24 protein-coding genes are annotated in these 23627 nt (G+C 71.4%); 11 read left to right on the top strand and 13 right to left on the bottom strand.

Features of this window, described 5'->3' with window-relative positions; all coding sequences use genetic code 11:
* The gene (locus SALPAC3_RS0101235; RefSeq protein ID WP_018219447.1) at positions 1 to 981 is read right to left on the bottom strand and encodes a zinc-dependent alcohol dehydrogenase; all 981 of its coding nucleotides are present in this window, start codon (positions 979 to 981) and stop codon (positions 1 to 3) included.
* An 86-nt stretch (positions 982 to 1067) separates the two neighbouring features.
* Here SALPAC3_RS0101235 and SALPAC3_RS0101230 point away from each other — a divergent pair, with 86 nt between their 5' ends.
* Positions 1068 to 3431, top strand: coding sequence for a CDP-alcohol phosphatidyltransferase family protein (locus SALPAC3_RS0101230; RefSeq protein ID WP_018219446.1), 2364 nt, complete (start codon positions 1068 to 1070; stop codon positions 3429 to 3431).
* A 126-nt stretch (positions 3432 to 3557) separates the two neighbouring features.
* On the opposite strand, the gene SALPAC3_RS0101225 is transcribed toward SALPAC3_RS0101230, so the two are convergent.
* A complete protein-coding gene (locus tag SALPAC3_RS0101225) occupies positions 3558 to 4757 on the bottom strand; it encodes an acyltransferase family protein (protein ID WP_018219445.1) in 1200 nt (399 codons plus the stop codon).
* A gap of 102 nt (positions 4758 to 4859) precedes the next feature.
* Here SALPAC3_RS0101225 and SALPAC3_RS0101220 point away from each other — a divergent pair, with 102 nt between their 5' ends.
* A complete protein-coding gene (locus SALPAC3_RS0101220) occupies positions 4860 to 5504 on the top strand; it encodes a TetR/AcrR family transcriptional regulator (RefSeq protein WP_026185133.1) in 645 nt (214 codons plus the stop codon).
* Positions 5505 to 5632: 128 nt separating this feature from the next.
* Here the strand turns inward: SALPAC3_RS0101220 and SALPAC3_RS0101215 are convergent, their stop codons facing one another.
* On the bottom strand, positions 5633 to 6532 hold the full coding sequence (locus SALPAC3_RS0101215) for a siderophore-interacting protein (RefSeq protein WP_018219443.1): 900 nt from the start codon (positions 6530 to 6532) through the stop codon (positions 5633 to 5635).
* Positions 6533 to 6789: 257 nt separating this feature from the next.
* Here SALPAC3_RS0101215 and SALPAC3_RS0101210 point away from each other — a divergent pair, with 257 nt between their 5' ends.
* Positions 6790 to 8262 carry a coiled-coil domain-containing protein gene (locus SALPAC3_RS0101210; protein WP_018219442.1) on the top strand — a complete coding sequence of 491 codons (1473 nt, stop codon included), beginning with the start codon at positions 6790 to 6792 and terminating at the stop codon, positions 8260 to 8262.
* Between the two features lie 44 nt (positions 8263 to 8306).
* On the opposite strand, the gene SALPAC3_RS0101205 is transcribed toward SALPAC3_RS0101210, so the two are convergent.
* From SALPAC3_RS0101205 to SALPAC3_RS0101195, 3 genes are read right to left on the bottom strand one after another with little or no spacing between them, the layout of a single operon-like run.
* Entirely contained in the window at positions 8307 to 8864 is a 558-nt protein-coding gene (locus SALPAC3_RS0101205; protein ID WP_018219441.1) for a GerMN domain-containing protein, read from the bottom strand.
* Entirely contained in the window at positions 8861 to 10213 is a 1353-nt protein-coding gene (locus SALPAC3_RS0101200) for a sensor histidine kinase (protein WP_026185132.1), read from the bottom strand. Before SALPAC3_RS0101200 ends, SALPAC3_RS0101205 begins: the two co-directional genes overlap by 4 nt.
* Complete coding sequence (locus tag SALPAC3_RS0101195; RefSeq protein WP_018219439.1) at positions 10210 to 10884, bottom strand: response regulator transcription factor; 675 nt, start codon at positions 10882 to 10884, stop codon at positions 10210 to 10212. Before SALPAC3_RS0101195 ends, SALPAC3_RS0101200 begins: the two co-directional genes overlap by 4 nt.
* Before the next feature lie 177 nt (positions 10885 to 11061).
* On the opposite strand from SALPAC3_RS0101195, the gene SALPAC3_RS0101190 reads away from it, so the two are divergent.
* The 5 genes from SALPAC3_RS0101190 to SALPAC3_RS0101165 all read left to right on the top strand — a co-directional run bounded on the left by SALPAC3_RS0101190 (position 11062) and on the right by SALPAC3_RS0101165 (position 13487).
* Complete coding sequence (locus SALPAC3_RS0101190) at positions 11062 to 11406, top strand: hypothetical protein (protein ID WP_018219438.1); 345 nt, start codon at positions 11062 to 11064, stop codon at positions 11404 to 11406.
* The gene (locus SALPAC3_RS0101185) at positions 11403 to 11936 is read left to right on the top strand and encodes an STAS domain-containing protein (protein WP_018219437.1); all 534 of its coding nucleotides are present in this window, start codon (positions 11403 to 11405) and stop codon (positions 11934 to 11936) included. The genes SALPAC3_RS0101190 and SALPAC3_RS0101185 overlap by 4 nt, the downstream gene beginning before the upstream one ends.
* A 72-nt stretch (positions 11937 to 12008) precedes the next feature.
* Positions 12009 to 12308: a BON domain-containing protein gene (locus SALPAC3_RS0101180; protein ID WP_018219436.1), complete on the top strand. Its 300-nt coding sequence runs from the start codon at positions 12009 to 12011 to the stop codon at positions 12306 to 12308.
* A gap of 280 nt (positions 12309 to 12588) precedes the next feature.
* Positions 12589 to 13029, top strand: coding sequence for a hypothetical protein (locus SALPAC3_RS0101170; RefSeq protein WP_018219435.1), 441 nt, complete (start codon positions 12589 to 12591; stop codon positions 13027 to 13029).
* A 74-nt stretch (positions 13030 to 13103) separates the two neighbouring features.
* The gene (locus tag SALPAC3_RS0101165) at positions 13104 to 13487 is read left to right on the top strand and encodes a hypothetical protein (RefSeq protein ID WP_018219434.1); all 384 of its coding nucleotides are present in this window, start codon (positions 13104 to 13106) and stop codon (positions 13485 to 13487) included.
* A 39-nt stretch (positions 13488 to 13526) separates the two neighbouring features.
* On the opposite strand, the gene SALPAC3_RS0101160 is transcribed toward SALPAC3_RS0101165, so the two are convergent.
* Positions 13527 to 15053: a glycerol-3-phosphate dehydrogenase/oxidase gene (locus tag SALPAC3_RS0101160; RefSeq protein WP_018219433.1), complete on the bottom strand. Its 1527-nt coding sequence runs from the start codon at positions 15051 to 15053 to the stop codon at positions 13527 to 13529.
* A 49-nt stretch (positions 15054 to 15102) separates the two neighbouring features.
* Here SALPAC3_RS0101160 and SALPAC3_RS0101155 point away from each other — a divergent pair, with 49 nt between their 5' ends.
* Positions 15103 to 16665: an FAD-binding oxidoreductase gene (locus SALPAC3_RS0101155; protein WP_018219432.1), complete on the top strand. Its 1563-nt coding sequence runs from the start codon at positions 15103 to 15105 to the stop codon at positions 16663 to 16665.
* 37 nt (positions 16666 to 16702) lie between these two features.
* Here the strand turns inward: SALPAC3_RS0101155 and SALPAC3_RS29320 are convergent, their stop codons facing one another.
* A complete protein-coding gene (locus SALPAC3_RS29320) occupies positions 16703 to 16951 on the bottom strand; it encodes a hypothetical protein (protein ID WP_408640406.1) in 249 nt (82 codons plus the stop codon).
* A gap of 57 nt (positions 16952 to 17008) precedes the next feature.
* On the opposite strand from SALPAC3_RS29320, the gene SALPAC3_RS0101145 reads away from it, so the two are divergent.
* Positions 17009 to 17911: a hypothetical protein gene (locus SALPAC3_RS0101145; protein WP_018219430.1), complete on the top strand. Its 903-nt coding sequence runs from the start codon at positions 17009 to 17011 to the stop codon at positions 17909 to 17911.
* Positions 17908 to 18483: a flavoprotein gene (locus SALPAC3_RS0101140; protein WP_018219429.1), complete on the top strand. Its 576-nt coding sequence runs from the start codon at positions 17908 to 17910 to the stop codon at positions 18481 to 18483. The genes SALPAC3_RS0101145 and SALPAC3_RS0101140 overlap by 4 nt, the downstream gene beginning before the upstream one ends.
* Positions 18484 to 18508: 25 nt before the next feature.
* Here SALPAC3_RS0101140 and SALPAC3_RS0101135 read toward each other — a convergent pair whose 3' ends face one another.
* From SALPAC3_RS0101135 to SALPAC3_RS0101115, 5 genes are all read right to left on the bottom strand, one after another.
* A complete protein-coding gene (locus SALPAC3_RS0101135; RefSeq protein ID WP_018219428.1) occupies positions 18509 to 19102 on the bottom strand; it encodes a TetR/AcrR family transcriptional regulator in 594 nt (197 codons plus the stop codon).
* Positions 19103 to 19127: 25 nt separating this feature from the next.
* The gene (locus SALPAC3_RS0101130; RefSeq protein WP_018219427.1) at positions 19128 to 20018 is read right to left on the bottom strand and encodes a bile acid:sodium symporter family protein; all 891 of its coding nucleotides are present in this window, start codon (positions 20016 to 20018) and stop codon (positions 19128 to 19130) included.
* 75 nt (positions 20019 to 20093) lie between these two features.
* Positions 20094 to 20975 (bottom strand): hypothetical protein, encoded by an 882-nt coding sequence (locus tag SALPAC3_RS0101125; RefSeq protein WP_026185130.1) that lies wholly within the window; start codon positions 20973 to 20975, stop codon positions 20094 to 20096.
* A 73-nt stretch (positions 20976 to 21048) separates the two neighbouring features.
* The gene (locus tag SALPAC3_RS0101120; protein ID WP_018219425.1) at positions 21049 to 22707 is read right to left on the bottom strand and encodes an ABC transporter permease; all 1659 of its coding nucleotides are present in this window, start codon (positions 22705 to 22707) and stop codon (positions 21049 to 21051) included.
* Positions 22707 to 23615 (bottom strand): ABC transporter ATP-binding protein, encoded by a 909-nt coding sequence (locus tag SALPAC3_RS0101115; protein WP_018219424.1) that lies wholly within the window; start codon positions 23613 to 23615, stop codon positions 22707 to 22709. The genes SALPAC3_RS0101120 and SALPAC3_RS0101115 overlap by 1 nt, the downstream gene beginning before the upstream one ends.
* Positions 23616 to 23627: the final 12 nt, after the last annotated feature.

Raw genomic sequence — 23627 nt, 5'->3', positions numbered from 1 at the left:
TCACTCTCCGTCGTAGGTGATGAGATGGCAGAGGGCTGGCAACCGCCGGTCGGCGAGCCGGGGCAACAGGTCGGGCAGGTCCGCGAACCGGGACTCCCCGGTCAGCAGGGCGTCGAAGACCGGGTCGGCGAGGAGCTCCAGCGCCAGGGTGAGCCGGTCGGCATGGCTACGCCGACTCCGCCGGGCCGGGGCGACCCGTCCCACCTGGCTGCTGCGCAGGGTAAGCCGGCCGGTGTGAAACTGCGCACCGAGCGGCAGCGCCACCTCGCGGTCGCCGTACCAGCTCAGCTCCAGCACCGTACCCTCCGGCGCCACCAGTTCGAGGCAGCGACGCAGGCCGGCGGCGGTCGCGCTGGCGTGCACCACCAGGTCCCGTCCGGCCGCCGCGGCGGCCGGCGGGGCGAACCCGACGCCGAGCGCCCCGGCGAGCGCGGCCCGCGTCGGGTCCACATCGACGAGCTGCACCCGTACGCCAGGAAACCGGGCGAGTAGGGCCGCGACGGCCGCGCCGACCATCCCGGCACCGACCACGGTGACCCGGTCGCCGACCAGGGGTGGCTCGTCCCAGAGCGCATTCACCGCCGTCTCCACCGTGCCGGCGAGCACCGCCCGGGCCGCCGGTACCTGCTCGGGCACCACCACCACGGCCCGGGCCGGGACCACGTACGCCGTCTGGTGCGGGTGCAGGCAGAAGACGGTCCGTCCGCGCAGGTCGGTCGGACCCTCTTCGACCACGCCCACGCTCAGGTAGCCATACTTGACCGGGGCCGGGAAGTCACCCTCCTGGAACGGGGCGCGCATCGCCGCATGCTGTCCGCTCGGGACACCACCGGTGAACACCAGCGTCTCGGTGCCGCGGCTCACGCCGGAGTAGCAGGTCCGGACGAGCACCTCGTCGGCGTTCGGGGTGGGCAGCAGCACCGGGCGGATCTCGCCCCGCCCGGGCGTTGCCAGCCAGAAGGCGCGTGCGTGCCGGCTCACCGGTTGCTCCTCTCCGCGGCTCCGGCGAGCCGGAGCGATACGCATTCGTAGACCCTGTCAGAGTGGTCGATCATAAACAGGGAGGCATGGTGGCCACGGTTCGAAACGGTCCGCTGATTGGGCTGTCCGTCCAGATTCTCCTGCTGGCTGCGGTGGCCGGGACGGTGGGGCTCGGCGCCGCTGGTTGGTTCACCGGCCTCGCGTACGGGCTGGTGCTGTGTCTGGCGCTCAGTCGCGGTCTGCACCAGGTGGCGAGGGGCCTCGGCCCGGCCGACCGGGTGACGCTGACCCGGGCGGTGCTCATCGGAGCGGTCTTCGCGCTGGTGGCCGACGAGCTCGCCGGCCGCCCGGTGCCGGTCGGGCTCCTGACCACTCTCGCCGCGGTGGCGCTGTCGCTGGACGCGGTCGATGGATACGTGGCCCGACGCACCGGCACCGAGAGCGCATTCGGCGCCCGGTTCGACATGGAGATAGACAGCGTCCTGGTGGCCGTGCTCAGTCTGCACGTGGCACCCGTGGTGGGGCCCTGGGTGCTCATCCTCGGCGCGATGCGGTACGTGTTCCTCGTCGCCGGATGGGCCCTGCCCTGGCTGCGCGGGCCGCTGCCGCCGCGCTACTGGCGAAAGGTCGTCGCGGCGGCTCTCGGCGTGGTGTTGCTGGTGGTGACGTCCCGACTGCTGCCGAGCACGGTCGGCGGGCTGCTCGCCCTGGCGGTGTTGGTGCTGCAACTGGAGTCGTTTGGCCGGGACGTGGCCTGGCGGTGGCGGTACCGAGCCAGCACGCCGCCGGCCCCACTGGTGACGGCACCCACCGAGGCAGCGGGGCCGCGATGGCGTGCATGGTGGCGACGGGTACCCGCCACGCTGGCGGTGCTGCTGGTGTTGGCCGCCCTCACCGTGCCGCGGCAGCCCAGTCAGCTGGTACCGGCCGCGCTACTGCGGATCCCGCTGGAAGGTCTCGCGTTGGCGGCTGTCCTGCTCGCCGTACCCGCCCGGGTACGGCGGCCGATGGCCGCACTGACGGGGACGCTGCTCGGGCTGCTGGTGGTGGTCACGGCTGCCGACCTGGGCTTCCACAGCAGCCTCGACCGGCCGGTCGACCTGGCCCTGGACTGGCGCCTCCTCGACGAGGCGTTCACCTTCGTCAGCGCGTCGGTTGGCCGAACCGCCGCGATCGCCGCGTCCGTCGGCGCCGGCCTACTGGTGGGGGCGCTGCTGACGGCCACCACCTGGGCGGTCCTGCGGCTGAGTCGGCTGCTGACCGGGCATCCGGACAGCGCGCGGCGGGTACTCGCGGGCCTGGTGGCGCTCTGGCTGGTGGCCGCCGCCACCGGGGTACGGATCGTCCCGGCGCTTCCGGTGGCTGACGCGACCACAACGGACCTGGTCCGGGCGCACGCCGCGCAGGTGCAGGCACGCCTTCAGGACAGCGCGAGCTTCGCCAACCGGGTGAACATCGACCCGTACCGCCTGGTCCCCGACGATCAGCTGCTGACCGCACTGGAGGGCAAGGATGTCCTGGTCGCCTTCGTGGAGAGCTACGGGCGGGACGTGGTGCAGGAGCCGGAGTTCGCCGCCGTCGAGGCGGTACTCGAAGAGGGCCAGCGGGAGCTCTCCGCCGCGGGCTTCGGTACCCGTAGCGCCTTCCTCACCTCGCCCACCGCCGGAGGGGGTAGCTGGCTGGCCCACGCGACGCTGCTCTCCGGGCTCTGGATCGACAACAACCAGCGGCACCAGACGCTGCTGGCCAGCGATCGGACCCCCCTCGGTGCGGCGTTTCAGCGGGCCGGCTGGCGGACGGTGGGGGTGATGCCGGCGGTCAACCAGCCCTGGCCGGAGGGGGCCTTCTACGGCTACGAACGGTTCTACGACGAGTACAGCCTCGGCTACCAGGGACCCCGGTTCGGCTTCGCCCCGATGCCCGACCAATACACCCTCTCCGCCTTCCACCAGCGGGAACTGGCCGGGGCCGACCGGCGGCCGGTGATGGCCGAACTGGCCCTGGTCTCCAGCCACTCGCCCTGGACCCACCTCCCGAGGCTGGTCGACTGGGACGCCCTCGGCGACGGTCGAGGGTTCCACGACGCCAGCGAACGCAGCTCCGCAACGCAGCCCCGTATCGGGTACCGCCGTTCCATCGAGTACGCCCTCGGCGCCCTCATCTCCTACCTGCAGCGGTACGGCGACGACGACCTGGTGCTGATCGTGGTCGGTGACCACCAGCCGGCACCAGTGATCACCGGTCCGGACGCCAGCCGGGACGTACCCGTCCACCTCGTTACCCGCGATCCGGCCGTGTTGGCGCAGATCGCCGGATGGGGCTGGCCGGACGGGCTGCGCCCGGTGCCGGATGCCCCGGTGTGGCGGATGGACGAATTCCGGGACCGCTTCCTGACCGCCTTCTCCCCCACCCTCGCCCCGCCGCCCCCGGTGGCCGGCCCGCCGCGCTGACCGCCAAGGCTATCGGCCCTGGCCCTTGCGCTGGTGAGATCTGAAGGCGGAGGCCAGGTTGCCCGCAGCGGTCCGCCGCCGATGAACACGGCGTCGCTGGCGCCCGGAGCCGCGTTGGAAGGACAGTCACAGGATCGTACGGAGGCCGGGCAGCCGACGGACTGTCACGGCAGTGGCGACGCTGATGACGATGCCGAGAGTGGTGACGGCGACGAAGGTGGCGATGGTGGGTAGGCCGGCGCGGGCGAACGCGAACTGCAGGGCGACGACGATCGGCAGGTGGATGAGGTAGATCGTGTAGGAGCTGGCGGCCATGGCGCGGGTGAGCCGGTTGTGGGCGGCGAAGACGTCCCGGAACAGGGTCACCAGGCCGATGCTGAGGCCGACGCACAGGAAGGTCTCGGTCAGCGCCCAGCAGGCCGAGGCCCAGGAGGCGCCGCCGGGGGCGAAGAACCAGGTGTCGGTGCGGGTCCAGAATAGTACGGCGGTGAGTGCGGCGCCGATGGCCAGCCAGACATAGCCGGTCCGGCGGGGCAGTCGGGCGAGCCAATTGCGTCGGTAGGCCATGGCACCGGCGGCGAAGAATGCCGTGTATTGGGCGAGGCGAGCTGGTTCCGCCTGGATGAACCCGAACAGCGGCACCCACTGGTCAAGCGGATACCAGATTCGGATGAGGAACACGACCGCGGCCACGGTGAGAATGCAGATGATCAGGCTACGGCTGTCGGTCATCCAGGTCAGCCGGGCCGGTCTCGGGTTGGGGCGGACGCGGCGCAGCAGCCCGCCCAGCCAGTGGAACAGCAGGTACAGGGCACTGAGGGCGAGCAGAGTCTGGATGAACCACAGGTGTCCGAACTGCAGGTCGGGCCAGATCGGGCCGGTCCAGTCGGCCGGCTGCGGGCCGAAGCCGAGGAACACGTCCAGATAGTAGCGAGGAAACGAGATCGGCGGATAGCCGCGGTATTCGCGGTAGTAGACATACATCAGTACGGGAATGATCGTGGCCGAGCCGATCAGAAACGGAATGCCGAGGCGCTTGAGTCGGCTGAGTATGAATTTCCAGCCGCCTTTGTGGTCGACGGCGCGGGGCACGAGGAACGCGGCGACGAAGAACAGCAGGCTCATCCGGAACGCCCCGCCCACTGCGGAGAGGGTGGCCAGGACGGGCAGGCGCTGGTCGCCGTTGAAGTACCACCAGTCGGCGGGGCCGTATGCCTGGGCGGCGTGGTGGATCACCACCAGGAGGATCATCGCCACCCGCAGATTGTCCAGATAGTGCAGGTACTGGGTGCGACGTGTGGGGGGTGCACTGACGACATTATTCATCCGTTCAATATACTGAACAGATGTTCAGCCATGGATCCACCGAACCCCCATCTCGGGAAGTCCCCCGAGGACGGCGCCGGCACGATGACATACCGTGCTGACATGGAAGCGTCGCCGTCGGACCTGACCGGACGGGCGCGGCTACGCGAGGCGGCCCTGCGCCTGTTCGCGCAGCGTGGCTTCGCCGCCACCTCGGCCCGCGCGGTAGCCGCTGAGGCCGGGCTGTCGCCGGCCCTCGTGATGCACCACTTCGGCTCCAAGGAAGGGCTCCGCGCCGCCGTTGATGAGCAGGTCCTGGCCCGGCTCGGCGCTGCCCTGCGGGAACTGGAACCGGGCGGCACGGATCTGATGGCGTCACTGGGTGAGATGTCCGCGCGGATGTTCGGCGCCGACCCGACACTGCGTGGCTACCTGCGTCGGGTGCTACAGGAGGACAGCCCGGCGAGCGCGGCGCTGTTCGGCCACCTGCTGGAGGGTACGCGCACCGAGTTGGAGCGGCTGATCGCGGCCGAGGGCGGCCACACGGATGCGGATCTGCGGTGGGCACCGTTTCAGATGCTGTGCCTGATCGTGGGCCCGCTGCTGCTGGAGCCGGTCATGCAACCGAATCTGGACCAGCCCATGTTCGAAGCGCCGGCACTGGCCCGCCGCAGCGCCGCGAACCAACGCCTACTGCGACTGGGCCTGTTCGGGGCCGACCAGTCATCCGGTGCGCCGGGCGCGGCGAAGCCTGCCCGGCGGCAGTGATCTCGGCGAGGCGGTTCCTCCGTTGAGCACTGCTGCCACTGGCGGTTGAGCGGTGCAGCCTACGGACTGCGGCGGCATCCGACGCGAGGCCACGACGACCGCGAGGCCACGGGCCGGTCGGCCGGCGGTCAGGCCGGATCCGGGCGGCCAAGGCGCCAGTAACCCATGAAGGCAACCGCCCGACGATCCAATCCGCGTTCGGTGACAAGATGGCGACGAAGGGTACGGATGACGCCCGCCTCGCCCGCCAGCCAGGCGTACAGCGGGGCCGGGAGAACGGAGCTGGGCACGTCCCAGAGAAGCTCCACGTCCAGGTTGAGCTCGGTGATCGGCACCCCGACCGACGGACCGGACATCAACTCCGCCGCCGCGGCCGACACGGCCGGCACAAGCCGGGTGCCGGATGGGTGCCCGCCTCGGGCCAGCCAGTGCACCACCACCCCGGGTGGCGCCGCCACCGGCTGCGCGTCGTCGGCCTCCGGCACTTCCAGCAGCACCCGGCCACGGGCGGTGGCGGGGAGCCGCTCCAGGATGGAACAGATCGCCGGCACCGCCGTCTCATCGCCGGCGAGCAGAAGCTTCGCGGCGGCCGGTGGCCGGAACTCGACCCCGCCGTGTTCGCCGTCGAAACCCGCATCCGGACCGACAATCACGATCTGGTCTCCGGGCTGCACTCGACGCGCCCAGCGGGTCGCCGGCCCACCGTCACCGTGCAGAACGAGGTCAACATCGACCTCGGCGAGCTCGGGACGCACGGCGCGGACGGTGTACGTGCGGATCGGATTGCGCTGACGCTCCGGCAGTGCCCGCCAGCGGGCGTACCAGTCCGGACCCTCCGGCAGCCTGGCCTCCCGTTGGCCCGGCAGCGGGAAGGCCAGCTTGACGCGCTGGTCGTAGCCGTTGTCGGCGAACCGGTCCAGGTCCGGGCCGGTGAAGGTGATCCGCACAAACGACGGGCTGAGCCGACGCGCGGCGCGAACCTCGGCGGTGAACAGCCGCCAGGGCGCAACGGGCAGGGTCTGGGTCATGATGCCTTCCGGGGTCGGACGTGGGAACCGGTCCCGCGCCGCACTCGACCCAGTTAGGTTAGCCTTACCTTGACCGCTGTCAAGTGGAGATCGACACAGTCGAACGACTCGACCGCCCGACAGCTCGCCGCCACGCCCCCAAGGGCGGGGCAGGTCTTCAGCCCACACCACGACGGCGGTAGCGTGTCGCCACACCGTTGCCCGTGGGGTGGTCCCCGCCCCGGCGTGGCGCTAGCGATCGTACGGAGGATGCAGCCATGTCCCACGGCGACGAGTCGTTCGCGGTCAGCGACCACAAGGTGTCGCGGCCGGCTTTCGACGTCACCATGCGAGGCTTCGACAAACGGCAGGTGGAACGACACCTTGACCAGCTCGACGGCGAGCTGCTCCAGACCGTGACCGACCGCAACCAGGCGCACGCCCGAGCCGAGGCACTGACGGCCCAGGTCGCCACCCTCGAAGCGGAGGTCGCCGAGCTACGCGAGCGGCCAGCCCGAGTCGACCGTGCCGCGTTCCGCGATCTGGGACCGATAGTCGAGGAAATCCTGGTGCTGGCCGAGCGGCAGGCCGCCATGATCGGCGATGCGGCCGGGCAGCAGGCCGCCGAGCTCACGGCGGAGGCGGAGCGGACGCTCACTGAGGCCCAGGAACACGCGGCCAGAACCATGCGCGACTTCGAGGAGGAGTTGGCTACCCGGCGTACCGACCAGGAGCAGGCGGACAAGGAGCGGCGGGCCGCCGCCCAAGCCGAGTTGGCCGAGATCCGCGCCGCCGCTGACCAACTGCGGGAGGCGGGCGAGGCCGCCCACGAGCGGGCCCGGCAGGAGGCGATCCAGGTCGACGAGCAGAGCGCCCAGCGGATCGAGCAGGCCCGGGCCGAGGCCGAGGCATTCCTCAGCTCCGCCCGTACCCAGATCCAGCAGGAGGTGCAGGCGGCCCGGACCCGAACCCAGGAGGAGTTGGCGCGCTGGCAATCCACGGTAGAACGAGAGTTGACCGACCGGCGTACCGCCGTCGAGCAGGAGATAACCGAACAGCGGGCCACGGCCGAGGGGGAGCTCGCGGCCCAACGTACCGCCGCCGAGCAGGAGATCGCCGCGCTCATCGCCGAGGCGCAGGAGTACGCCGCGAAGGTGCGCCAGCGAATCGACGAGCAGGCCGCCAGCCACCAGCAGCAGCTCGCCGCGGTGCAGCAGGACATCCGAGACCGCCGGGAGGGGCTCGGCCGGCTCCAGTCCGAGCTGGAGGCCGGCCAGCAGCAGCTCGCTCAGGTCCGCCAGGACGGCAACGCCATCGACCAGGAGGTGGCCAAGCAGCAGCAACGACTCGGCACCGCCCGCCGGGAGCTCGCCGACGAGCTGCACCGGCTGGAGGAGGCCCGGCGCGCGGCCGACTACGCCGACCAACACGCCAAGGAGGTCAGGTCGCGAGTCAAGCGCGAGGCGAAGCGGGTGGCCGACCTGGCCGCGGCAGCGGTCATGGCAGCCGCCACCGGCGGTGCCGCGACCGCGGAGTACCCGCAGGTGGTCGCCCGCAACGCCCCCGCCGGTGGCGATGCACCCGCACCCGGCCAGAGTCATTCGGCCAGCGGCCAGCCGTCACCGCAACCGGACGAGGACGCCAGCGGCGACAACGGGCACAACGGAGAGGCGTCGGAGCTGCCTGGCGCCGCCCCGGCGCACCCTGACGAGCCGACCTTCCCTGGCGAGACGGTCCCGGTCGCCGGCTGACCGCCACCGCCAGGCCGGAGCCGAGCCGGCTCGACCGCTACCGCTCAGTCCGAATCGGACAGCTCGACGTAGTCGGCGGCGGTGAGTGGCCCCGGCGACAGCGAGCCGTCTGCCCGAGGAACGCCCAGCGGCGCGCCGTCGCGTAGGAAGGACACCGAGTCAACCTCTGGGCGGGCGGTGAGGGTGCAGACGATCTGGCCGAAGGCGAAGACCTCGTCGCTCCGGCCGGCGCCCTCCGCCACCGACGGCACGTCCACTTCGGCCCGCGTCTCGGTGAGGCGGATGCCGGCCACCGTGACCGCGCCGAAGAGCGCAGTGGCCAGCCCCTCGGCCCGCTCGGCCTCGTTCGGCCCAGCCAGCAGATGCTCCAGGTGCTGGTCCACCGTGGGCAGGACATCGAGGCGACGGCGGACCAGGACAAGGCGGTCGTCGCGGACGAAGTAGAGCGCTTCGGTGAACCGCCCGGCCGGGTCGGAGACCGCCGTACTCGGGGTCGGGAACGGCCCGTACGGCGCCTCTACCGCCCGCGGCTGGTCGTCGGTGGGCACGCCGCAACCTGCCAGCAGCACGAGCAGCATGGCCACCGCCAGGTGGGCCTTCACTCCAGGCTCCCCGGCAATTCCACCCGAAACCGCGCCCCGCCCCCGGGCCGGTCGGCGACCATGGCGTGCCCGCCGTGCGCGGTGGCGTGCTGCGCGACGATCGCCAAGCCGAGCCCGGTGCCGTCAGTACCCCCACGGGCGCGGGCGGCGCGGCTGCGAACAAAGCGGTCAAAGATGACACCCCGATCGGCCACCGGTACGCCCGGACCGGCGTCGTCCACCTCGATGATGCCAGTGGCGCCGATGGCTGACAGCCGGACCGCGACCGGGCCCCCGCCGTAGCGGACCGCGTTCTCGAGCAGGTTGACCAGCAGTTGCTCGGTGCGCCGCCGGTCCACCCGCCACTCCGTGGGCATACCGGGATCGGGGCGCACCAGGCTTTCCGGCAGTTCCCGGCTCTGGCACACCTCACCGGCGAGCGCGGCGATGTCCACCGACTCCCGCTGGGCGGGCTGGTCGGTACGGGCCAGCTCCAGGAGATCGTTGACCAGTTGCTGGAACCGGCCGATCTCGTCGGCCACCAGCCCCGCCGCGGTCGCGGTCCGTTCGTCGTGGTGTCCCCGCCGACGGGTCAGCACGCTCGCGGCGGCGTAGAGGGTCTGCAACGGTGAGCGCAGCTCGTGACTCACGTCGGCGGCGAAGCGTCGGTCCCGTTCGATCCGTCGGGCCAGCTGGTCAACCATGTCGTTGAAGGAGGTCGACAGGCGGGTCAGATCCGGGTCCGTGGCCGGCGCCAGCCGGGTCGTGAAGTCGCCGGCGGAGATCCGCTCGGCGGCGTCCGCGACGGCGGTCAGCGGGCGCAGACTGTGCCGGGTGGCGTACCAGCCGAAGGCGGCGCCGGCGCCGGCCACCATGATCGCCACGGCGGTCAACGCCAACGCGAGAACCTGGAAGGTCTCCTCCAACTCCCGCAGGGAGGTCAGTTCGTAGTAGCTGGCGCCGTCGGGCAGTGGTACCCCAACCAGCAGGGTCGGCTGCCCGGCCAACTGGACCCGCTGCACCCCGGGCTGTCCGGCCCGGACCTGCCTCTGCAAGGCCGCCGGCACGCTCGTCGCCGCCGTCTCGGCGGTACGCCCGTACCAGGAGCCGTCGAGGTGGAGCAGGGGCCGCCGGGAGCTGCCGGTGTCCAACGACCGGAGCACTTCGACGACGTCGGGTTCGTCGGTGTTCAACCCGATGCGTACGACGGCCGCGTCGAAGTAGGCGGCCCGCACGGCCGTGCGTTCCCGCTCGTCGAGCAGGCTGCGCCGGGTCAGGTCATAGGAGATCAACGCCATCGAGGAGGCCAGCAACGCGGCGCCGACGGCGAACCCGGCCGTCACTCGCGCGCGGAGCCCGAGATGTCTCATCGCTGCAGCTTGTAGCCGAGGCCACGGAGCGTGACCAGGTGTCGCGGGTTACCCGGTTCCGCCTCGATCTTCTGGCGCAGGCGCCCGACGTGCACGTCCACCAGGCGCTCGTCGCCGCTGTCGTACCCCCACACCCGCTGCAACAACTGCTGCCGAGACAACACCCGGCCGGCGTGCTCGGCCAGCTCGCAGAGAAGTCGGAACTCGGTGCGGGTCAACGCCACCGGCGCTCCGGCACGACGCACCTCCCCCGCCTCCGGGCTGATTTCCAGGTCCCCGATGACCTGCACCGCGACCGGGGTAGCCACCGCCCGGGCCCGCCGTCGCAGCGCCCGCAGCCGGGCGGACAGCTCCTTGATGGCGACCGGTTTGACCACGTAGTCGTCGGCACCGGCCTCCAGCGCGGCGACGATATCGTGGGTGTCGTCCCGGGCGCTGACAACCACGATCGGGACGTCGTCGTCGCGGCGCAGCTGACGGATACCCTCAAATCCATCAATACCGGGCAGCATCAGGTCGAACAACACGTTATCGGCCGGGTCGGACCGCTGCATCCGCAGCCCCTCCTCGGCGGTCGCCGCCCCCCGCGCGGTGTAGCCCTCCTCTTCCAGGGCGAGCAGCAGTGCCAACCGGATCCGGTCGTCGTCCTCGATCACCAGTACCGCGGTCATTACGGCATCATCCCCGGCGCGCCGGCGACCGCCCACCCCGGGGCAGCCGCCACATTTTTTGTCATGTGACTGTCATCCAACCGCACCGACCGCTACACGACCCACTTAGAGGGTGGGAGGCGTGTCAGGCCGCCCGTCGCGCCAACGCCGGCCCCATCCCGCTGAGAGGAGGCAGCAGTGACCGGCAACGCCCTCATCCACGCTCTCATCGTCGGCGTTTTCGTCGGCCTACTCGGGCGGTTCGTTCTCCCGGGCCGCGACGCTGCCCCGGTGTGGCTGGCCGTCGCCGTGGGTCTCGGTGCCGCCCTGCTCGGCACCATCACCGCCCGAGTCGCTGGCGTCGATGTCGCTGCTCCCTCCGGGCTGCGGCTGGCCGTGCAGGCCGGCTTCGCCGGCGCCGCGGTTACCCTCGCGGTCGTAACAGCGAGGCGTACGCCGGGACCAACGAGGCGGTCCATCCACCGGTGGCGTACCGCCGCTGACCCCTCGGCGCCGACGGACCGGGAAGGGAACCAACCATGACGGTCGTGCCAGACGACAACATGATGACCCTGATCTGCGATGGTTGCGGGGAGACCGCCGCCAGCACGGCCGTCGTGCTACCCGACGACGAGGTGGTCTGGACGCTCGTGTCCGAGCATGGCTGGAGCGGGTCTCCGTTCGCCACCGGTCCACACCGGTGTGCCGGGTGCACCCCACCCCCACTCCCGTCCGGCCGAGCCGCCCCCGCCCAGCCGCTCGGGGTTGCCGACCACGATGAGGTTGTCGACGCCACCACGACGACGGACCCGTTACGGACCGCGCTGAGCAAGGCCACCGAGCACGGGGGACGCGTGGTCGTCGACCTCTCCGCCGTCGAGCAGATCGACTCCGTCGGCCTCGGCCTACTCGTCCGGGCCCGGCAGGAGGCGCGCCAGCGCGGCGCGGAGCTGTGCCTCCACGCGCCCTCCCGGTTCGTGTTGACCGTGCTACACACGATGCGCCTGGACACCGCCTTCCCCGTCGTGACCGACCAACCAAACCCAACGAACGAGCCCAAGGTGCTGGTGTGAACAGCGGACGGGCGGGTCGCGACCCGCGGCCGGCCGCACCCTGCTGCCAGCTCCAGCGATGAGGACTGCCCCATGGTCATGCCCTGGCCCTCGCCCGACGACGACCCGTTCCACCCGGCCTGGAACCCGCCGGCGCACCACGACGAGGACACTCGGCTCGCCGAGATAGCCGCCCAGCGGCTCCGAACTGATTGGACGACGCGTCGCCAGCAGATCACCGTAACCGCGCAGAACCGGGTGATCATCCTGGCCGGCACCATCGCCGACCTCGAAACCCGGCAGGTCGCGGGCGAACTTGCGTGGGATATCCCGGGCGTGGCTGACGTGTGCAACACCCTGCGAGTAGCGCAGCATGGACGCCGCCAGCGCTGACCGTGATCAGCGCACCACTGAATGTGGATGCTCGGCTGGCTGATCGGGCCACTGTGGGGCGGGCTCAGCGGCACGCGGACCACCCGGGCCAAGATCGCCGCTAGACCCTACTGACCTGCAGTTTTGTCGGATCTCAGCATCTTTTGGGCGACAGTTCCGCCGGGTGATATGACTGATCTATCGGCAATCAATGACGCTCGTCGTCATCCCCTCCTCGCGCAGCGCCGGTCCGAGGGTGCCCCTGAGATCGGCTCGGCGAGTGACCACTTGAGGAGCTGCGGTGCGGAAAAGGCTGATCTGGCGAAATCGACGGCCCTTCGAGAACGCCGTCGTCTTCACCTCGCCCATGTGCGGCACGATGATGCTCGTCCTGGGGGCGCCGCCCGCGTTGGGCGTCGCCATACCCGAGCCGATCCGCATCGGCTGGCAGCTGGGGCTGGTCGTCGCCGGCCTGATCGGCATCGCCGGGCTGTTGTGGCCAGGCCGGTACGCCACCGGGCTCGGGCTGGAACTGGCATCCATGCTGATGCTCGGCACCATCACCAGCATGTACGCGATCACCGTTGGGGTGGGCGGTGGCCTGGCGGCCGTCACCTCCGTCGCCTTCCTCACCGCGGTGGCGCTCGCTTCGTGGTGGCGGGGTGGGGAGCTCCTGCACGATCTACGCCGGCTGGTCGAGCCGCAACGCCCAGCCCCGGACCTGGCTGGTGAGTTCCCATGACAGCCCCACCCCCACCCCCGCCACCCCCACCCGCGACCGACGCAGCAGCAGCCGCCCCACAGTGGCTCCAGGTCGTGCTGTCGGTACTCGGCGTCCTGGGCGGCGCCGGCGGATTCGCGACTATCGCCGCGGTGGTGGTGAAGCGGGGAAAGTTCCGCGCCGAGGCGGCTGATGTGATCACGGATACCGCCCTGACCCTGGTGCAGCCGATGCGAATCCGGATGGCCGAGTTGGAGGCCGAGGCGCAGACCATCCGGGAGCAGCTACGCGCCGCGAATGAACGAAGCCGTCGACTCCAGGCCAGCATCGCCCACCTTCGCACCATACTGGACCGCTGGTACGCACTGATCTTCGCGCCGGACGCCTCGCTCCAGTCGATCCGGTACGCCGTCCGTGAGGACCGCCGACGCATCCGGACGTCGGGCGAGGTCCGGGCCGAGCCGACCGGTGACGGGTAGGCGTCCAGACCCGACGGCGAGCCAGCGTACGACACCCGGTCACCGGGTCGCGGCGAGCTCAAGGACCTCACCCGCCACCGGCAGCGCCGCGTCCCGGTAGGCAGGAACGAGACCGAGGCGGGTTCGCCGGTCCAACAGATCATCAACCGTACGGGCGAGTTCGTGCCGGACGGCCCAGAGTAGCTCGGCACCGGTGACCGGGATCTCTGCGCCGATCGGCCGGTGGAGATGCGCCGGCGCCTCGGCCAGGACGTTGACCGCCTCGACCCCGTAGCGGGCGACCAGCCGCCGGGGGGCCGAGACCCGTGCCAGGTGGGCGGGGCTCGCGGCACCTGGCAGCGGGAGACGGCGAGTGCGGCAGACACCGGCGGTCAGGTTCCGACAACGCACCGCGGTGTCCACCGCCTCCTCGGCCATCCGCCGATAGGTGGTGAGCTTTCCGCCGACGACGCTGATCACCCCGTCCGGGTCGTCGATGACGGCGTGCTGCCGGGAGAGGTCGGCGGTACGGTCGGCGGCCTCGGCGAGCAGCGGCCGGAGCCCGGCGTAGGCACCGAGGACGTCGCCGCGGTGCAGTGGCCGGTCGAGGACGCCGTTGAGCACGTCGAGCAGGAAGGCGATGTCGGCCTCGGTCGGCTCCGGTACGTCCGGGATGGGTCCGGCCAGCGGCTCGTCGGTCAGCCCGACGTAGACCAGGCCGTCGGGCTGGGGCAGCACGAGGACGTAGCGGGTGAACTCGCCGGGAACCGGGATGGTCAGACCGGCCCAGAGCCCATCCAGCGCCGCGGCGGGCAGCACGAGGTGGGTGCCGCGGGAGGGCCGCAGGCGCACGTGTGGAGTCAGGCTGCTCGCCCAGACCCCGGTGGCGTTGATCACGGCGCGGGCAGCGATGTGCAGCGTCTCCCCGGTGCGGGTGTCCTCGACGGTGGCGCCGTCGCCGTGCAGGGCGACCACCCGGGCACGGGGCAGGATGCGGGCGGAGCGCGCCGCCGCCGCACGGGCCAGACCGACCACGAGCCGGGCGTCGTCGCAGAGCTGGCCGTCCCAGGACAACCGAGCGCCGCGGAGGCCGACCCGGCGCAGCCCCGGCGCCATCGCGCCCGCCTCGGCCGGGCCGAGCCGTCGGGTTCCCGGCAGGGTCCGGCGGGTGGTTCCCGCGCTGACGCGCAGCAGGTCGCCAACGCGGAGCCCAACCGTCGCGGCCCGGTCCCGCCAGCCGACGGTGTAGTCGGTGGTGGGCAGCAACATCGGCAGTGCCCGGATCAGGTGCGGGGCGGTGCGGGTCATCAGGACGTGACGTTCGACCGCGCTCTCGTACGCAATGCGAACCTGACCGTGGGCGAGGTAGCGCAGTCCACCATGGACCAATTTGGAACTCCAGCGGGACGTGCCGTGGGCCAGGTCCTCGGCCTCCACGGCGGCCACGGAGAGGCCGCGGCTGGCCGCGTCCAACGCCACGCCCGCGCCGGTGACGCCGAGCCCGACGACGAGAAGGTCAACGCCGGCGCCACCGGCCAGCTCGGCGAGTTCCCGGTCCCGGCGTGGTCCGGTCAGCGTGGCGTCCACGCGCACACCCCCTTGCGGAAAAGTGACACTGAATGTCACTGTGTCACACATGAATGAAGCTGGGGAAGACACCGACCGATGGACCCGCTGGGGGGCGGCCTCGGGAGCACAGCCCCTACCGGAATCCGCGTCGGAGCTCCTGGCGCAGCTACTGGAGCTGACCCCCGCGCCCCCAGCCGTGCCCCTACCCGACGTCGCGATGCCCGCGGCCGAACCCGGCGGAGCGGTCCTGGCCGCACTCCGGGAGGCCGTCGGCACCGAGCACGTGCTGACCTCCCGGCCAGTCCGGGCCCGCCACGCAACCGGTCTATCCACACCCGACCTACTACGACGGCGGCGGGGCCGGCTCCACCACGCCCCACAGGCGGTGGTCCGCCCGGCCGACCATGCCGAGGTCCTCGCCCTACTCGATCTCTGCTCCCAGCACCGGGTGGCCGTGGTCCCCTTCGGTGGTGGCACCTCGGTCGTCGGCGGCCTGACACCGACCGCGCCGGCACACATCACCATCGACCTGAGCCGACTGAACGAGGTCCTCGCCGTTGACGCCGTCTCCCGTACCGCGACCCTCCAGGCGGGACTCCCCGCCCCCCGCGCCGCGGAGTTGCTCGCCGAGCACGGACTCACCCTCGGCCACGTTCCCCAGTCCTACGAATACGCCACCATCGGTGGCTTCGCCGCCACCCGCTCCTGCGGGCAGGCGTCAACCGGGTACGGCCGCTTCGACGACCTGGTGACCGCACTGACCGTCGCCACCCCCCGCGGCACCATCAGGGTGGGACGCGCCCCCGCCTCCGCCGCCGGCCCCGACCTGCGACAGCTCTTCCTGGGCAGCGAAGGAACGCTGGGCGTCATCACCGACGTAACCGTACGGGTGCGACCGATCCCGGCGCAGACCCACTACGAGGGCTGGCGGTTCGACTCCTTCCCCGCCGGGCTGCACGCCGTACGGAGGCTGGCGCAGGAGGGGCCGCAGGCCACGGTACTGCGGCTCTCCGACGAGGTCGAAACCCTGGTCGGGGCGAGCGGTCAGGGCCAATCCGACGGGGGTTGCCTACTGGTCGTCGGGTACGAGGGCGAGCAGGTTAACGCCACCGCCGAGATGGCCGCCACGGTGCTGGCGGCGCAGGACGGCCAACCGCTGGGCGCCGAGCCGGGACGGCAGTGGCAGCGGCACCGCTTCGACGCTCCGTACCTGCGCGACGCACTGCTGGACGCGGGGGCGTTCGCGGAGACCGTGGAGACCGCGGCGTACTGGTCTCGGCTGCCCGAGGTGCACGAGCGGGTCCGGGCGGCGATCCTGGACGCGCTGCCGGAGGGCACACTGGTGCTGGCGCACGTCTCCCACGTCTACGAAACCGGCGCATCGCTGTACTTCACCGTGATCTGCTCTCCCGGCTCCGATCCGATCGACCGGTGGCGCACCGCGAAGGCGGCCGCCAGCGACGCGATCGCCCGCGCCGGGGGCACCATCACCCACCATCACGGAGTCGGCACCGATCACCGCGACTGGTACGCGGCCGAGATCGGGGAGCTCGCCGTTGACCTGCTCCGCACAGTCAAGCGGCAGTTGGATCCGGCCGGCATCCTCAACCCCGGCATCCTGGTGCCATAGCCGGTCCCCGGCGCGGTGCTGGGCCACACCGAGCCGGCTAGGCGCGGGGGGGGGGGCACGCCACCCGGGCAGGCCAGCCGAGGAACCGGTCGAACAGGTCGGCGGCGCTGCCCGTGACGCTCGGGTTAAGCCGGTGCCGGTCGTCGATCGCGTCGTGCAGGCAGCCAGGTTGCCGCTGGCCCACCGGCGCACCGCTTGGATCGGGTGCGCCGGCACAACCAGGCTGACCCAGTCGGCGCACGGCCGAAATGTCTCCGCCATGCACCCGCGGTGCACCTACCGTCACCTCATGTGCGGCTACCATCGCCTCCACCGATGACTGTCCGTTCCGGAAGGACGTGCGATGGCGACGGTGACGACCTGGACCGGCCGGGACGCGAACGCGCTTCGACATGCGTTACGGATGAGCATGACCGGCTTCGCCGAGCACCTCGGCGCGGCGCGGCGGACCGTGGCCAAGTGGAGCAGCCAGGGCGACAAGGTGCTTCCCCGAGCCGATATGCAGGCCGCGCTCGACACCGTGCTGTCCCGAGCCACACCTGAGGCACGGGCGCGCTTCGAGGCACTGCGTACGGTGGGCACCAGCGGTACAGCTGCGGGTGCCGCACGGCGGGACGCCGGCGGGCATGCGGATGTTGGCGATGACGAAGACCGCGACTCGGATCCGGGGGGTGAGGTGCGACGGAGAGACCTCCTACGCGAAGCAGCGATCGGCGAAGTGGGCGACCGCGGGCCAGCCCTGGTAGCAGCCGAACGGAGCACCCGCGCCGCTGCCCTGAGCCAGGACCCGGTGGCGATTGCCGCGAGCGCCCGGATCATGACCCATGCGCTGATGGGCAACGGCCACGACGACCAGGCAGTCACCCTCGCCGCGAAAGCGGCCGACTCACTCGACCGAGACACCCGCCTCGTGTCGACCGGTGCGGTGGCCGTCTACGGTGCCCTCGTCCTTCGAGCGGCCATCGCCGCCGCCCGCCGAGACGACCGGGACACCGCCTACGCGATGCTCGATGGAGCAACGCGCGCCGCGGCCCGCCTCGGCTACGACGGCAACGATCGGTGGACCGGCTTCGGCGCCGTCAACGTCCTGCTGCACCAGGTCAACATCGCCCTGGCCCTCGGCGATGCCGGCACCGCCATCGCGGTCGCCCGCACCGTTCCGCTGGACAAGGTGACGCTTCTAGCCACCGGCTCCACCCGCACCGCCGCTGTCGACTTCGCCCAGAGTGCCGGGATCCCACTGTGACCGGCGGTCACCTCCAGATCGTCGTCTGTGGCGCCGGCCCGGCCACCAACGCGGCCCAGCTGGTCAAGGCCGCACAGGGCCGATCCTGGACAGCGACGGTCACCGCCACCCCGAGCGCGATGAACTTCATCGAACCGCAGCCACTCGAAAGCCTCACCGGCCATCCGGTCCGGTCGACCTACCAATCGTCACCCGGCACCCGCCGGTCGCTTCCCGCCACCGACGCCCTGGTCATCGCCCCCGCAACCTACAACTCGATCAACAAGATCGCCCTCGGTCTAGCGGACAACTACGCCATGACCTCAGTCGCCGAGCTGATCGGCAGGCAGGTACCGACCGTCACCGTCCCGTTCGTCAACGCCGCACTCGCCGCGCGGACGCCGTTCCAGCACGCCGTGGCCAGCCTCCGCGACGAGGGGGTACACGTCCTACTCGGCCCCGACGACCAGTGGGAACCGCACCCGCCCGGCAACGGCAACGAGCGGCAGAAGGCCTTCCCCTGGACAACTGCGTTCACGACAGCGGTCCGGCTCGCCCACGAACCTCGACCGCCTGCTACCGGCCGCCTCTGACCGTGCAGGACATCAGCTGGGAGTTCTAGTCCGGCCGCAGGTAGCCGTCCACCAACCGGGCCAGTTCCCGGTCCAGGCTGGCGGCGGGAAGACCGTCGGCGACGATCCGAGCGGAGAGCACGAAGGACTGCGTGGTCAGCAGGACAACCCGGGCCATGGTCTCGGCCTCGCCGGGCCGGACCGAGCCGTCGGCCCGGCCGTGGGCAACGGCGTCCACCAGGAACCGCAGCATCTCCTCCTGGCCCGCGCCGCGCCGGTCGAGGAGGTACGGGATCAGCACCTCCGGATCGACATCGCGGATCTTGCACAGCAGTGGGTGCTCCCGCATCACCCGTGCTCCCGCCACCACCCGCTCGACCAGGCGGGATCGGGCGTTTCCGGTGCCCTCGTCGGTCGTCGTGGCCAGCAGCACCCGCTGCCACTCCCGGGTCATCAGATCGCCGATCAGCGACTGCGCGTCCGGCCAGCGTCGGTAGACGGTCATCCGGGAGACCCCGGCGCGACGCGCCACGTCGGTCACGGTCGTGCGACGTACGCCGTAGGCGAGGACGCAGTCACGGGCGGCATCCAGAACCGCGTCCTCGATGCCACGCTCACCAGTCCTACTCCGCTCCACCACGCCGAATGTCTACCATCCCCCGCTGCTACGGATTCCGGCCAACCGACCCCTCCGACCGGGCTCCGGTGCGGGTCACCAGAAGGCCGAAGGCCGCGGCGGTGAAGAACATGACGATGCCGTAGACCGCAGCGGGGATGGCCATCCGGGTGTTGTCGAGCAACGCTGGGCTGAGCGCGACGGTGATCGCCAAGGTGCTGTTATGGATGCCGATCTCGAATCCCGACGCGGTCGCCGCGCCGCGATCAACCCCGGCCAATCGGGGCACCCCGTATCCGACTGCGAGGCTGAGCACGTTGAACGCCAACACCACCAGGCCGACCGAGACGAAGTAGTCGGCGAGGTTCTCCCGTTCGTTCAGCACCGCGCCGACGACCACCGCGACGAGCACCACGACCGACAGGGCCCGGACCGGCCGATCCAGGCGTACGGCGGCGTGGGGCGCCCGGGCCCGGATCAGCATGCCGATCGCGACCGGGATGAGCACGATGGCGAAGACCTGCAGCACCTTGTCGAACTGCAGACCCAGGCTCCCGCTGTCGGCGAGGAAGTAGGCCGCCGAGAGGTTGACCACGATCGGCAGGGTGACCACGGCCAGCACCGAGTTGATGGCGGTGAGGGTGATGTTGAGGGCGACGTGTCCGCCGAACAGGTGGCTGAAGAGGTTGGCCGTGGTGCCCCCGGGGGATGCGGCCAGCAGCATCATCCCGAGGGCAAGCTCCGGGGCCAGGTCGAAGGCGAGCACCAGCCCGAAGCAGAGCGCCGGTAGCACCAGCACCTGGCACACCAGGGCGATGAGGGCGGCTTTCGGATAGCGGGCCACCCGGCGGAAGTCCGCCACGGTCAGCCCGAGGCCCAGGCCGAGCATGATGATGCCGAGCGCGATGGGCAGTCCGATCAGGGTCAATGCCGAGTCCATGGCAGCACATGGTCAACCCTCGCGTTCGCTGCCGCAATCCCCCGGGTGGACCGCGCTGCCCGGCCTGGGCCAGCGTCAGTCCCTGGCCACGAGATCCCCGCAGCTCGTCTCATCCGGCAGCAACGGTCGCAGCTGCACCATCCAGCTCTTGCCGTCCGAGGTCCACCGCGCCGCCGCGGTGGTCTCCGCCGCCGCCGCGAGCAGCGTCTGCAGCTCAGCTCCGGTTACGGTCACACAGCCCGGCCCGGTGTCGGCACCGAGGGGCTCGCCGGGCAACGTTGGCCCGGGCCAGGCCACCTCGGGCTGGCCAAGGCCCTCCGCCTCGACGAACGGTACCGCGACGCCCGCGACCACGGTCGGCACGTAGGGCTTCGCGCTGTCAGCCTCGGTCGGCGCCAGCAGACCCGAATCGCTGGTGAGTGACGCGACGAACGCCCGCAGCCGCGTCCGGGCCGCCCGCTGGTCGGCGGTCAGCCCGTACGCGCCGTCGCCCGCCTCGGTGAGAGCCGGGACGTCGATCTGCTCGGTGCCGTTCGCGCCGCGTACCGTGAATCGGGCTGTCTGGGCGTCGGCGATCGTCGGGGTGCCGAAGTCCACCGCGCCGTCCACGCCGGCGGCCCGCGCCGACTCCAGCAGCGTCGAGACGTCCTCGGGGGCGATCGGGTGAACCTGGAGGTTGGGCAGCGCGGGCCCCGGGTAGATCAGGGTCGTGGGCCCCTCACTGATCACCCGTCCGTCACCGTAGACGCTGAGGGACGGGATGCGGCTGGCCAGCACGGACGGCATCCCGAACCCACCGATGGAGGTCATCTGGAACACCACCTCGTCAGCGGGATGCGACGCCTCCGGCTGGCCGGGATCGTCCGCGTTGGCCGCCTCACCCTGCGAGCCGCAGGCGGTGACGAGCAGGAGCAGCGACACGGCGGGCGCCGTCCAACGGAGTCGACTATTGGTCATGTCAGATCGGACGTGGCCGGGCGCCGGAAGGTTCCGTGGGGCGGCGATCCCTCGCCGCCCCACGGAAACCCGGTCAGGTTCGACCGACCACGTCCCGCCGGAACACCAGGCGAGCCACCTGGGCGGTCACCGCGGCGAGCATGGTCAGTACCAGGACCGCGACCACACTGACCTCCTCCAACGGGTGTTCGCCGACATGCGCGAAGGGGGACAGCCGCACGGCGCTGGCGGGAATCTCGAGGATCGGGGCGAAGTACCCGACGATCAGCCCGTAGCCGAGCACCACCCAGATCAGCGGCAGCACCCGCGGCGCCACCGCATAGAGCACCGCGGCGGCGGCGAGGAGAAGCCAGACCGCCGGAGTGTGCGCCACGTGGCCGAGTAGCAAACCACCGAAGGACCCGGCATCGCCGGTGCTCACCGCGGCTCCGACGCCCATACCGGCGCCGGCGACCAGCAGCAGCCACGGTACGCCGACCGCCGTCACCACGAGGTGGCTGCCGATCCAGGCCGACCGGCTGACAGCCGTCGCGAGGACCGACTCGGCCCGCCCTTCGCTCTCTTCGGAGCGCAGAGTCTGCATGGCGAGCACCGCGTAGACCCCGACGGCGAGGGCCATGGTGAGCCCCATGGTGCCGAGGTAGCCGTCCAGCAGGTTCTCCGCACCGCCCATGATGGCGACCATGTCCTCCGGTGCGTCGGTGAATCCGTCGAGCAGTGGCTGGGTGAACGAGCCGTAGGCGAGACCGGCGGCGAGCAGTCCCACGCTCCACCCGATCAGGCTGGCCCGGTGGAGCCGGAACGCGAGCGCGAGCGGCCCGTCCAGCCAGGCCGCCGCCCGGGCCGGCCCCGGCCGGGGCGGCACGAGCCCGGCTCCGAAGTCCCGGCGGGCGGAGAGCGCGTAGCCGGCGGCCACGGCGGTCAGCGCGAAGGCCAGCGAGATCACCAGTGGCCACCAGCGGTCGTGCACGTACGGCGCGGTCTGCTGGGACCAGCCGACCGGTGACAGCCAGGACAGCCACGACGCGCCGCTGCCCTGCGCCGCCGCCATGTCACCCAGCCCGCGCAGCACGAACGCCACTCCGAGTAGGGCACCGGCGGTGCCGGAGGCGGCCCGCGGATACTCCGACAGCTGGACGGTGACCGCCGCTACTCCGGCGAATACCAGCGCCACCGCACCGACCGAAGCACCGAACAGCAACGACCCCCCGAGGCCGTACCCCCGGCTGGCCATCAGGCCACCGATCAGGATGGCGACGACCGCGGCCATCGTGGCGGCGAGCGCCAGCACGGCGGTGAGCTGGGCGTGCCGGCCGACCACGCTGGCCCGGATCAGCTCGGCCCGACCGGAGCGCTCCTCGGCGCGGGTGTGCCGCACGACGGTCAGCAGTCCCATCAGGCCCGCGCCGATGGCCACGTAAAGGCCGTACTGCCCGGCGAGGAAGCGCTCGATGGTCAGGTCGTCGAAGCCGAATCCCGGGCCGCCGAAGAGCGCACCGGCCGGGCTGCCGGAGAAGGCGGTCAGCCCCTCCAGATCCGCCGGGCTCTCGACGAAGGTCTCCAGCGCGGTCGCGAAGTACCCCATCAGCAACGCCAGGCCGAGGGTCCACGCCGGGAAGCGGATCCGGTCCCGGCGCAGCATGAACCGCAGCAGCGTGCCGGTCCCGGTGACCCGGCCGCCACCCTGGCCGGGCGCCGCGAGCACCGGACGGCGCACCAACACGGTGGCCATCACGCCACCGCCCCGTGGCGGGTCGACTCATCGCCGTAGTGCCGAAGCAGCAGCTGTTCCAGGGTCGGCGGCCGGACGGTCAGCCCGCGTACGCCGAGGTCGCCCAGGTGCCGGACGACGACGGCGAGGTGCTCGCCGTCGACCTCGAAGCGGACGTGGCCGTCGATGTCCTGCAGCCCGTGTACGCCGGCCAGGGTGGCGAGCTGAGCCGCCGGACTGTCGACGATCGCGTCCACGGAGGTCCGGGTCAGGTGACGCAGGTCGGTCAGGGAGCCGGTCTCGACGATCCGCCCCTGCCGAATGATCGAGATCTGGTCGGCCAGCACCTCGACCTGGGCGAGGATGTGGCTGGAGAGCAGAACGGTCCGGCCGGCCGCGCAGGCCTCCCGGATGCACTCCTGAAACACCGCCTCCATCAGTGGGTCCAGCCCGGCGGTCGGCTCGTCGAGCAGCAGCAGGTCCACGTCGCTGGCCAGCGCCGCGATCAGGGCGACCTTCTGTCGGTTGCCCTTCGAGTAGGTCCGCCCCTTCTTGCGCGGATCAAGGTCGAAGCGTTGGCACAGCTCGTCGCGGCGAACCGGGTCGGTCCCGCCGCGCAGGCGGGCGAAGAGGTCGATCGCCTCGCCGCCGGTCAGGTTGGGCCACAGCTCCACGTCGCCGGGGACGTAGGCGAGCCGCCGGTGCAGTCGCACCGCGTCGGCCCACGGATCACCGCCGAGTAGCTGGACCCGGCCTCGGTCGGCGCGGAGCAGCCCCAGCAGGATCCGGATCGTGGTGGACTTGCCGGCACCGTTGGGGCCGAGGAAGCCGTGCACGGTACCGGTCTCGACCCGCAGGTCGAGACCGTCCAGTGCCTTGATGCGGCCAAAGCGCTTGTCGATGTGTTGAATATCGATTGCCGTGGTCATGGTCGTAGACCT

The organism is Salinispora pacifica DSM 45544, assembly GCF_000378845.1.
In the GTDB taxonomy this organism is placed as follows: Bacteria; Actinomycetota; Actinomycetes; order Mycobacteriales; family Micromonosporaceae; genus Micromonospora; species Micromonospora pacifica.
Note: the sequence above shows the minus strand (reverse complement) of the source record. Positions and strands in the feature narration are given on the sequence as shown.

Bases quoted from the DNA above. Each gene is read 5' to 3' on its own strand.
- SALPAC3_RS0101155 (WP_018219432.1), top strand. From the start codon at position 15,103: ATGAATGAAGCTGGGGAAGACACCGACCGATGGACCCGCTGGGGGGCG.
- SALPAC3_RS0101120 (WP_018219425.1), bottom strand. From the start codon at position 22,707: ATGGCCACCGTGTTGGTGCGCCGTCCGGTGCTCGCGGCGCCCGGCCAG.
- SALPAC3_RS0101225 (WP_018219445.1), bottom strand. From the start codon at position 4,757: ATGAATAATGTCGTCAGTGCACCCCCCACACGTCGCACCCAGTACCTG.
- SALPAC3_RS0101220 (WP_026185133.1), top strand. From the start codon at position 4,860: ATGGAAGCGTCGCCGTCGGACCTGACCGGACGGGCGCGGCTACGCGAG.
- SALPAC3_RS0101145 (WP_018219430.1), top strand. From the start codon at position 17,009: ATGGCGACGGTGACGACCTGGACCGGCCGGGACGCGAACGCGCTTCGA.
- SALPAC3_RS0101200 (WP_026185132.1), bottom strand. From the start codon at position 10,213: ATGAGACATCTCGGGCTCCGCGCGCGAGTGACGGCCGGGTTCGCCGTC.
- SALPAC3_RS0101125 (WP_026185130.1), bottom strand. From the start codon at position 20,975: ATGACCAATAGTCGACTCCGTTGGACGGCGCCCGCCGTGTCGCTGCTC.
- SALPAC3_RS0101115 (WP_018219424.1), bottom strand. From the start codon at position 23,615: ATGACCACGGCAATCGATATTCAACACATCGACAAGCGCTTTGGCCGC.
- SALPAC3_RS0101215 (WP_018219443.1), bottom strand. From the start codon at position 6,532: ATGACCCAGACCCTGCCCGTTGCGCCCTGGCGGCTGTTCACCGCCGAG.
- SALPAC3_RS0101195 (WP_018219439.1), bottom strand. From the start codon at position 10,884: ATGACCGCGGTACTGGTGATCGAGGACGACGACCGGATCCGGTTGGCA.
- SALPAC3_RS0101230 (WP_018219446.1), top strand. From the start codon at position 1,068: ATGGTGGCCACGGTTCGAAACGGTCCGCTGATTGGGCTGTCCGTCCAG.
- SALPAC3_RS0101180 (WP_018219436.1), top strand. From the start codon at position 12,009: ATGGTCATGCCCTGGCCCTCGCCCGACGACGACCCGTTCCACCCGGCC.
- SALPAC3_RS0101130 (WP_018219427.1), bottom strand. From the start codon at position 20,018: ATGGACTCGGCATTGACCCTGATCGGACTGCCCATCGCGCTCGGCATC.
- SALPAC3_RS0101185 (WP_018219437.1), top strand. From the start codon at position 11,403: ATGACGGTCGTGCCAGACGACAACATGATGACCCTGATCTGCGATGGT.
- SALPAC3_RS0101210 (WP_018219442.1), top strand. From the start codon at position 6,790: ATGTCCCACGGCGACGAGTCGTTCGCGGTCAGCGACCACAAGGTGTCG.